This window comes from Mycobacterium sp. UM_Kg1 (assembly GCF_000972925.1).
Classification (GTDB): Bacteria; Actinomycetota; Actinomycetes; order Mycobacteriales; family Mycobacteriaceae; genus Mycobacterium; species Mycobacterium hiberniae.
In genome coordinates this window covers 1-9,196 of sequence record NZ_JRMK01000138.1, presented here as the reverse complement: position 1 = coordinate 9,196, position 9,196 = coordinate 1, and the positions used below count along the sequence as shown (strand labels likewise).

Here is a 9,196-nt window from a genome sequence, read left to right as displayed (position 1 = left end):
CCATCTACCGAGCGAGCAAGCCGTGATCATCAGCCGCAGTCCCCTGCGTATCTCCCTCGGCGGCGGTGGTACCGACCTGCCGTCGTATTACCGGGACCACGAAGGGTTTCTGGTGGCCGCGGCCATAGACAAGTACGTGTACCTGACGCTGCACCAGACCTTCGGGCACGACATGATCATCAAATACTCCCAGATGGAGCTGGTGTCGTCGGCCGATGAGGTCCAGCATCCGATCATCCGCGAGGCGTTGAAGATGTTGGGAATCAATGAGACCAACCTGGAGCTGACCAGCATGGCCGACATACCGGCCGGCACCGGGTTGGGCTCGTCAGGCAGTTTCACGACGGCGCTGCTGAAGACGCTGCACACCTACCAGAAGAACCTGGTGCACCCGGAGGAGCTGGCGGAGCAGGCCTGCCATATCGAGTTGGACCTTCTGAATGACCCCATCGGCAAACAGGACCAGTACATCGCGGCCTACGGAGGTCTGACCTGCTTCACCTTCCGCAAGGACGGCAAGGTGGAGGCGGGCCCACTGAAGGTGTCGACGGAGACCTTGTACAACCTCGAGGACAATCTGCTGCTCTTCTTCACCGGCTACTCCCGCTCAGCGTCATCGATCCTCAAAGAGCAGGACGATCAGAGCAAGAAGCGGGCCGACGACATGCTCCAGAACCTGCACTTCGTCAAGGAGCTCGGTTTCAAGAGCCGGGACGCCCTGGAGAAGGGGGACCTCCACGAGTTCGGCCGCCTGATGAACACGCACTGGGAATTCAAGAAAAAGCGGTCCGGATCGATGTCGAACCCTGAGATAAACGACTGGTATGAACTGGCCCTCCGGAACGGCGCCGTCGGGGGGAAGCTGATCGGCGCCGGTGGCGGCGGATTCCTGATGTTCTACGCCGAGGACAAGGTTCGCCTGCGGCACGCCTTGATGGGCGCGGGCATGACGGAGGTGCGGTTCCGCTTCGACTTCGAGGGCACGAAGATCGTCGTCGCATCGTGATGCGACTTCCCCCCGTCGCGGTTCTGGCCGGTGGCTTGGCCACCCGCATGCGGCCGCTGACGGGGTCGGTGCCCAAGTCCATGCTGGAGGTGGCCGGCGAGCCCTTCATCGCCCACCAGCTCCGGCTCTTCAAGAGACAGGGGCTGACGCAGGTCGTGCTGTGCCTGGGGCATCTGGGCGCGGCGGTGCAGGAGTTCGTCGGGGACGGGTCGGCTTTCGGACTGTCGGTTTCGGTGTCATTCGACGGGGACAGGCTGCTGGGCACCGCGGGCGCCCTGAAGAAGGCCGGTGCACAGCTGGGAGAAGTCTTCTGGGTCGTCTACGGGGACTCCTACTTGGATGTCGATCTGCGTCCCATCTGGGCGTCGTTCCGGTCGGACCGACGGCCGGCATTGATGACGGTGTGCCGCAACGAGGACAGATGGGACAAGAGCAACGTGCTCTTCCGGGATGGCCGAATCGCGGCCTACGACAAGAAAAGCACCGACCCCGCCATGAAGCACATCGACTTCGGGCTGCTGCTGTTACGCCGGCAGGCACTGGAGTCCGTACCGGCCGGACAGAACACGGATCTGGCCGACGTCTTGTTCTCCCTGGTCTGCCGGGACGAGGTGGCCGGATTCGAGGTGTGCGAACGCTTCTATGAGATCGGCTCGCCTGCGGGCCTGCGTGAGACCGATGCGCATCTGCGCCAGCTCGGAAAAGAGGGATGAGCCGTGCCCGCTGCCGCCACTTCGATATTCGCCGCCGACCAGCAGCTGTTCTACAGCATTGTGGCCATGAACGCGCTCTTCTCCTCGATGGCGTGGTGTGCCGCCAAGCCCAGCCGATGGTCGATCACAGCGGTCGTGGTGTCCGCGTTGATCTGGCCGTTCGCCGACGGGGCACTGGAAGGTGACGTCCTGCTGGCGATCAACAGCACCACCGGCATCACGGTGTCGAACGTGTTCTCCTGCGTGGCAGTGGTATTCGCGTTCATCCAGACGATGCGGATCCGCGGCGCGGCGCGCCGCGATCAGGCCACCGAACCGACTGCGGCCCCGCCGCTACTCCCGCGATAGCTTGAGCACCCGATGGCTGTCGGAGACATAGACGTTGCCGGCGCGATCCACCGCCACACCGCTTCGGGGATTGCCCGCGCCCGTGCCGAACGCCAACTCCACCTGGCGGGTCGACTGTGCGGGCAGCTCGACCACCCTTTGGTGAAGACCGTCGACGACGTAAACGTTCCCCTTGGTGTCCACCGCCACACCGTTGGGCGGATTCGGACCGGTGAAACGGGTGAACGGGAGCTTCACCGGGGCGCTTGACCCGGCGAGCAGTTTCAGCACCTGGGCGTTGCCGTAACCGGTGAGGTACTTGTTGCCCGCCTGATCCACCGCAATCCCGGTGGGAGCTGTCAGCCCGACGAACGGCAGCTTCAGTTCGACCGGGGCCTTCGAACCGGCCATCAGGATCAGCGCCCGGTGGTTGCCGTAGTCGGTCACGTAGACGTTGCCGGCAACGTCCACTGCGGTCCCGGTGGGAGCTTTTAGGCCGGTGAACGGCAGCTTGGTCTGCTTTTTTGACTTACCTGACAGTTTCAGCACCGAGTTGCTTCCATAGTCGGTGACGTAGACGTTGCCGGCTTGGTCCACCGCCACGCTGTCTGGATTGAGCAGGCCGGTAAAGGGCAGCATGGCCTGCCGATTCGATCCCACCGGCATTTTCAGCACCCGGGCATTGCCGGTGTCGGCGACATAGATGTTGCCGGCGCGGTCCACCGCCACACCGCCCGGCCTGTCCAGATCGGTGAACGGCAATTCCAGCTGCGTCGTCGGCAGGTCGGCTTGCGGGTCGGCCGCATCGGCGGCGACCGCGGTCGACGGTGTGGCCTCGGGCTGGGGCGTTGTCGACGGCATATCCCACGGCGGCCCGCACAACTTGAGCCCTTCGTTGATCAAGTCGGTCATCGATGTTCGCGGTACACCGGGGTTGCCTTCGTGTCCGCCCGCGGCGGCCAGCCAGATGTGCTCGGAATCCGGCTGCCAACTCTTATCCGTGGCTTTACTCGCCAGCGCGTTGAGCGCGTAGGTGTCGTTGGTGTCGCTGGAGGTGAAGGTGACAGCACCGCCATCGCACGCAAGGACTCCCGAGTCCACCTTCAAGGGCCAGGTGCCCTTGAAGGTGGACTTGTCGATCTTCTCGGCGTGCACCGCGGGATGGCTGCAGGCAGTTCCGCAACAGGCCAAGAGGACGAGGACCGCGGCGACGAGCCCGACAGGCGGTGTGGTGCTGGACCATCGACCCGAGTTGGCCCTTCTCGGAGGCTGCGCCGGCACCGACCAGCGCGACACAGGTGCGGCGTTCATGGGTGTGGGCATCATTCGGAGATTGTTGAGCGCAGCCACGCCCGCCACAAGCGTGATCGACTACCCTAATTCGGCCCGTGGCCGGTGAGGTAGTCCGGTAATACCGGGCGGGTATGTGCGCCTGCGATGCCCGGTGTCCGAAGGGCGGAATCCCCCTGGTGGCGCTGCGGCGGCTAACCGTGCGAGTCCGTTGTCAGCGGGACGAGGCCGTCAGGTTGGACTCCAGTTCCGGATCGGCGGCCGACTTCGGCTCGTACAGCATCAGCGGCAGTAGGGCGGCTATCGGCATAATTCCCAAAAAGTATGGTACGTAGACGGATTCGAAGACATTGATCGACAAAACGCACGCGTAGTAGGTGAAGAGGTAGGGCAGTGCGGCACTCGCTGTCGTCGTCAGCTGCAGAATCACGCCGCCGACCACCACCAGCACCCCCCAGGCGCCCACCGAGATCAATATGTCGTACCAGCCGTTGTGAGGCGAGTAGTTGACATCGAAAAGTGCGTTCTGGGCGATCAGCCACCAGTAGCTCGGCCCATGGCCGAAGACCGGCGCCGCTCCGATCGCGTCACGCCCCGCCTGCCAGACGTAGCCGCGTTCGGCGTATGACGAGCCGCTGAATTTCACGAAGAGGGGGAAGAACGACGCACAGAACCCGACGGCGAGGGCGGTGGATGCCACCCGCAGCTGCCACCGCAAGCTGGTCCCCGCCTTGATGAGCAGCAGCGCGACCGAGACCGTCACGAGCGCGAAGATCGCAGTCCTGCTCATCGCCAGCAGTTGAAAGGCCCCGACGCCGGCCAGCAGCACCACGCAGCGCCGCAGCGTCAAGGTCGCGCAGGCGAAGGGGATGAGCAGCACCGTCGCTATGCCGAGCACATTGCCGTTCGCCGACAATGGTGAGGTCAGCACCTGCGTGAGGGCTCCGCACTTGTCGAGGCGACAGTGGGTCAGGACCCGGCCGGGGTTGACGATCACGGCCAGCGTCACAGCGGCCGACATCGCGAGCAGCGATACTTGCGCGGCCACGCTCAGCGTACGCACCGGTGTTACGCCCTGCTTGAGCACAACACCCATGAACAGTGCTCCCGCCATGATGAAATTGAGCACCTGCACACGCCCGGAGAACCAGACCGAGACGGCCGCGAACAGCAGTGAGGAGCCGATCAGCGCGGCGGGCAGGCTGACCTGGGTCCGTGACTCCCGCAGACCACGCACCACCCCGACCGTCGAACAGATCGCCGCGGGCGTGTACTGCAGGGCAGGAAAGAATCTGCCGGCCTGGTCCGGCGACGCCCAGATCAGAGGGCCGACGACATAGACGGTGATGAAGGGCCAGGCGGCCACCAGGAACACCCACACCACAGTGAACCGATCTGCGCCTTGCATCAGGAGGCGTGGGTCGCCGACCGCCACCCAGATCGATGCTGTTGCCGCCAAAAGAATCAGGATTGCCATCGCAGCGCAACGCCCCCCTCGTCGTACCGCTCGTTCCTTACCCGATGCGTGCGCGCTCCACGCTGTCGCCGTCGGCGCTGGTGCGCTCGATCACCTTGCTGTCGACAATCACCATCACCGCCAGCCGACCGTTGTCGTTGAGTTGGTCGGCGAAGCGCCGCAATTCGTCCCATCGCGAATCTGTCGAGATGATGCCGACGTGCATCGGCCGCGTCGCGGTGCCCACCGCAGCCAACGACATGGCCCGGCGTGCCGCGAGCCGCGACTCGGTGATGCGCAGCGCCAACAGGTCACTCGTCAACATTTCCCAGCGGCTGTGCCGGCCGTTTCCGGAGCTGTTGTGGGGCTTTCGGCTGGCGGCGACAATCAGCCAGCCCTCGGCATCGCCGAAGCAGGCTCGCAGGTACCGGAGCTCCGGACGTGGCGTCGCCGGGTGGGCGGCTTGGTGCTCCGGGGGGGCCAGTGAAATTGACGCGCCCGCTGCGACCAGCCGCTCGGCGATGCGATCCACCCCCTGGCTGAGCTGAGCCGTCTGTCGGTGCCTGGACCGCCGCCCGGCCAGGTGGGTGCGTCCGCCGACCTCGATCATGCCGATCACCGGCACGTCGCCGATGGTGCGCAGATCAGGCAGGTAGCCCAGTTTGGGGTTGCGGCGTGCGCGGTAGAAGCTGGCCACCAGAGCTACCAACGCCAGCGCCAGTGCGGCGTCGACGATGTTCTTGGCTGTGCGCGGACGTGAGCGGTAGGGCGGGACGGCGGCGGGGTCGACGACTCGGACATGCACGGCCCCTTGCTTTTCCAATTCCGACGCAGCGGTGACGAATTCTTGCGCGACGGTCACGACGTACTTGGTGGCCAGTTCACCGGTGGGTGCTGTGGCAGTGATATCGATCAGGGCCGTGTCCCGTGGCGACGTGATCGTCAGGTTATTCCGGAGATCTTCGGCGGTGGTGGGCAGGCCGTACACGACGACAGCTCGTTGTAGCAGCGCTGGACTGGTCAGCAGGGTCAGGAAGTCACGCGCCCGGCGTTGCGAAAGAAAGAGCGCGGCAAGGTCGGCGAACGGTCTTTGGTCGGGATCGGCGACCACGATGACGCGCGCAGTTGTGGTGTAGATGGGCTGCTGCCGCAGCGAATACGCCAGCCCCATCAGGGCACCGAGAAGGAGAGCGACGACGACTGCGCGGCGGCTGTCCAGCAGGACTCGGCCGAAGACGCTGAGCTGCACCCCCCACCTGCCTTCGACGGATTCAGTGGCGTTGGGACCATGCCATTGTGCGCCGCCAAAGCTCCCTGTGAACAGAAAACCGACTGATCGGCTCAGTTTTGGGTAGCATTAGGCGCTGTGCGCAGGCGTTATGTGGTCTGGCTGACTGCGGCAACGATTGTCGGTGCTTTCGTTGGCGCCCTGTGGAGCTGGGCGGGGGCCAACGAATACCGCGCGAGCACCCGACTGTTCGTCACCACCAACGCCGTCGACGTCAGCGACGTGTACCAGGCGACGCTGGCTGGTCAGCAGCGTGTGCTGACCTACAAGGTCCTGGCGTCGGACCTGAAAGTGCTCTCCAACGCGGTTCGCCGGGCCGGAACGAACAGCAGTCCCCTCGATTTGGCGCAGCGTCTGCATGTCGACGTGCCGCCGGCCACCATCATTTTGGACATCGGCGTCGATGACACCAATGCCGAGACGGCGGCCACCCTCGCTAACGCGGTCGCCGACGAGCTGATCGCCACAATCAACGAGCTGGAACGCCCCTTGGGCGGTGGCCCACCGCCGGTCGGCGCGACAGTGGTGCAGCGTGCGGCGCCGTCTGCCGCCACATTGCAGTCGACACTCAACCCGGTGCTGGTCGCCGCGGGAGCGTTCGCCGGATTGATCGTGGGGCTCGTCGTGGCGGTGGCTGTCAAACGCCGTCTGCTGCCTGATCTCCGCGCCGCACGTGAAGAATTCAGCCAGGCGCAGAGCTGATGAACGCCAGGCGCCGGCTGCTCATCGCCGTCGCCGTGGTGGTCGTCTTGAACCTGACGCTGTTCACCTCGGCGTTGCCGCGTTGCCAGCAGGTGCGCGCGGCCGCGCCGCCTTTCGGGGTGGCCAGCGTGGCCACCATGTGGAGCGACTCTTTGCAGGGCTACGCAGATGAGGCGCAGTCGATCCGCGGTGCCGGCGCCGGCTGGATCCGAATCATCGTGCAGTGGCACAAGATCGAACCGTCGATCGGCGCCTATGACTGGTCGACCGGCGACAACGCGGTGCAGGCCGCCAGCGCGGCCGGCCTCAGCATTCTGATGTGCATATCGGGTCCGGCGCCGGTATGGGCACAGGCTCCGGGCGCCGATCCCAACGCGGTCGGCAGCCCGCCGGCAGACCCGGTTGCGTTCGGGCAGATCGCCCGTGCCATCGCGGACCGCTACAAGAATGCGGTGGGCGCGTGGGAGATCTGGAACGAACCCAACGCGCCGGAGTTTTTCACGCCCGTCGACGTCGGCCGCTACGCAGCGCTGCTGCGGGAGGCCTACGGGAACATCCATGCCGCCGCACCGCAGTCGATCGTGATGTCTGGGGGTCTGTCATCGTCGAACAGCGGCATTGACTCGGTGGACTTCGTCCAGCAGCTCTACGCAGCCGGGGCGGGTGACGCATTGGATGCGATTGCTCTGCACCCTTATACCTATCCGTATCCGATCACTGAGGACCCGCTGGGTCGAGGCGCTGCCGTGGCGCAGGTGCATCAGCTGATGGCCGCGCACGGCGAGGGCCGCAAGAAGATCTGGATCACCGAGTATGGCCAAGCCACCGGCACGTCCCCGTTTGCCGTTCCCGGTGAACGACAGGCCGAGATCCTGGTGGCTTTCCTGCAATGGGCAAACTCATTGGGCTACTTGGGCCCGCCCTTTCTGTTCACCAGTCGCGACCTGAGCCCGGATGCATCTAACGCGGAATTCAATTTCGGGATCTATGGGGTCGACTACACGCCCAAGCCTGCCGTCGAGGCGATCAAAACCTTGGCGCGGTCCTGATCGGCGAGCCGCTGCAGTGCTGGGTGCGGGCACGTTCTAGCGGGACCGGCCGGGCGCCGGATGTTGTTGACGCAGCGCGTCGATCACGGGCTGGGCAAGACGGTCGGCGACCACCTGCTGTCCGGCGTGGCTGAGTTGCAGATGATCGGGCGACGCGAGCCTGTCGTCTCCGGCGAACCAGTCTTCGGCGATCGGGTCGATGAACGGGGCGCCTGCTTCGGCGGCGGCGTCACGAATGGAGTCGCGGGCGGCCAGGATCGCTTCGTTGGGGGGCTCGCGCCGATACCAGCTGGGCCCGACTATCAGCATGCCCGCCCGGGGCGCAATGGACTTGACGTGGTCGAGGGTGGCGACGGCGGCATCGTGCAGGGCGGGCAGCGAGTTGACGTCGTTGGCCCCGCCCGCCAGCAGCACCAGATTGGTGTCGTGATTAACGCCCCGGGTCACCTGCTCGCCGAACGTGGGTGAGCTCGGAACGGTGACGGTGTATCCCGCACCGCCACGGCTGAAGTTGCGGAAATACGCATCGACTCCGGACTGACCTGCCCGTCGTTGCAGGCTGGCGGGCCAGTTCTTGCTGCCGAAGCCGCCGGCCATGATGCCGGCCGCGAATTCGTCGCCGATCACCACAGCCTGCAGCGCTCCAGCCGGGGTTCGTGATGCCGTTTCGGTGGCCGGCGACAGCGCCCCGGTCGACGGTTTCGGCGGCGGGGTCTGGCCGGCGCACGCGGCGACCAGCACAGCAAGCGTGAGCAACAGCGCCCCCACCGAGCGCATCATGGCACCACATTAGCAGCCCGAAGGCGCCGTACCGCAAGCATCAATCCGGGCAGCACGATCAGTTCGCCCAGCAGTTGCACCAGGGCCAGCGACGCGATCGGTCCGCGTGCCGCCAGGATTGCCAACAGCACCAAAGCCACACTGTTTCCCCCCGCGATGCAGGCGGTCGCCTGATTGGGGGAGCCCGCCGCCACCAGCATGGCCGCGAACGACTGTGAGAAGGCGGAAAGCCCGGCGGCAGCGACCATTCCGGCCACCAACGGAAGTGCCGCAGCGTAGGGCGGGCCGGCGATGCGCGTCACGAGGATGCCCGCCGGCCATGCGCTCAGCAGCGCGACTCCCATGTAGCACAGGCACACTCGGGAGAACTGCTGGTAAAGGTCCCAGGCATGTCCGGTGTGCAGACGGCGCGCCAGTTCCGGGATGACCACGGTCGCCATCGAGGCCGGCAGCAACAGGACTGGGCCGACCACCTTGGTGGCCACCCCGTACAGGCCGGCGACAGCGGTGCTGGCCAGGGCGGCCACCACCGGTACCTGCAGCTGAAACAGCACGTTGGACAGCGAAAGGCCCCACCATCCCATC

Annotated in this window: 10 protein-coding genes; 5 read left to right on the top strand and 5 right to left on the bottom strand. The window is 65.5% G+C overall.

All coding sequences use genetic code 11. The features are described 5' to 3' along the window. From LI92_RS17320 to LI92_RS21940, 3 genes are all read left to right on the top strand, one after another. On the top strand, positions 1-1,006 hold a 1,006-nt coding region (locus LI92_RS17320; protein ID WP_204368897.1), incomplete at its 5' end, for a GHMP family kinase ATP-binding protein. Next, positions 1,006-1,719, top strand: coding sequence for a nucleotidyltransferase family protein (locus LI92_RS17315; protein ID WP_046321022.1), 714 nt, complete (start codon positions 1,006-1,008; stop codon positions 1,717-1,719). The genes LI92_RS17320 and LI92_RS17315, both read left to right, overlap by 1 nt. Positions 1,720-1,722: 3 nt before the next feature. Then, positions 1,723-2,067: a hypothetical protein gene (locus LI92_RS21940; protein WP_052740838.1), complete on the top strand. Its 345-nt coding sequence runs from the start codon at positions 1,723-1,725 to the stop codon at positions 2,065-2,067. Here the strand turns inward: LI92_RS21940 and LI92_RS17305 are convergent. The 3 genes from LI92_RS17305 to LI92_RS17295 all read right to left on the bottom strand — a co-directional run bounded on the left by LI92_RS17305 (position 2,053) and on the right by LI92_RS17295 (position 6,041). Next, positions 2,053-3,201: an NHL repeat-containing protein gene (locus LI92_RS17305; protein ID WP_052740837.1), complete on the bottom strand. Its 1,149-nt coding sequence runs from the start codon at positions 3,199-3,201 to the stop codon at positions 2,053-2,055. The genes LI92_RS21940 and LI92_RS17305 overlap by 15 nt on opposite strands. 349 nt (positions 3,202-3,550) lie before the next feature. Then, positions 3,551-4,771, bottom strand: coding sequence for an O-antigen ligase family protein (locus LI92_RS17300; RefSeq protein WP_046321020.1), 1,221 nt, complete (start codon positions 4,769-4,771; stop codon positions 3,551-3,553). Positions 4,772-4,850: 79 nt separating this feature from the next. Continuing rightward, on the bottom strand, positions 4,851-6,041 hold the full coding sequence (locus LI92_RS17295; RefSeq protein ID WP_046321019.1) for a YveK family protein: 1,191 nt from the start codon (positions 6,039-6,041) through the stop codon (positions 4,851-4,853). A gap of 117 nt (positions 6,042-6,158) precedes the next feature. Here LI92_RS17295 and LI92_RS17290 point away from each other — a divergent pair, with 117 nt between their 5' ends. After that, positions 6,159-6,782 carry a YveK family protein gene (locus LI92_RS17290; RefSeq protein ID WP_046321017.1) on the top strand — a complete coding sequence of 208 codons (624 nt, stop codon included), beginning with the start codon at positions 6,159-6,161 and terminating at the stop codon, positions 6,780-6,782. After that, entirely contained in the window at positions 6,782-7,831 is a 1,050-nt protein-coding gene (locus tag LI92_RS17285) for a beta-galactosidase (RefSeq protein ID WP_046321016.1), read from the top strand. Before LI92_RS17290 ends, LI92_RS17285 begins: the two co-directional genes overlap by 1 nt. Positions 7,832-7,867: 36 nt before the next feature. On the opposite strand, the gene LI92_RS17280 is transcribed toward LI92_RS17285, so the two are convergent. Next, positions 7,868-8,611, bottom strand: coding sequence for an SGNH/GDSL hydrolase family protein (locus tag LI92_RS17280; protein WP_082109779.1), 744 nt, complete (start codon positions 8,609-8,611; stop codon positions 7,868-7,870). After that, a partial coding sequence (locus LI92_RS23875) for a hypothetical protein (protein WP_046321013.1) occupies positions 8,608-9,196 on the bottom strand: 589 nt, incomplete at its 5' end. The genes LI92_RS23875 and LI92_RS17280, both read right to left, overlap by 4 nt.

Bases quoted from the DNA above. Each gene is read 5' to 3' on its own strand.
- LI92_RS17315 (WP_046321022.1), top strand. From the start codon at position 1,006: ATGCGACTTCCCCCCGTCGCGGTTCTGGCCGGTGGCTTGGCCACCCGC.
- LI92_RS17285 (WP_046321016.1), top strand. From the start codon at position 6,782: ATGAACGCCAGGCGCCGGCTGCTCATCGCCGTCGCCGTGGTGGTCGTC.
- LI92_RS17280 (WP_082109779.1), bottom strand. From the start codon at position 8,611: ATGATGCGCTCGGTGGGGGCGCTGTTGCTCACGCTTGCTGTGCTGGTC.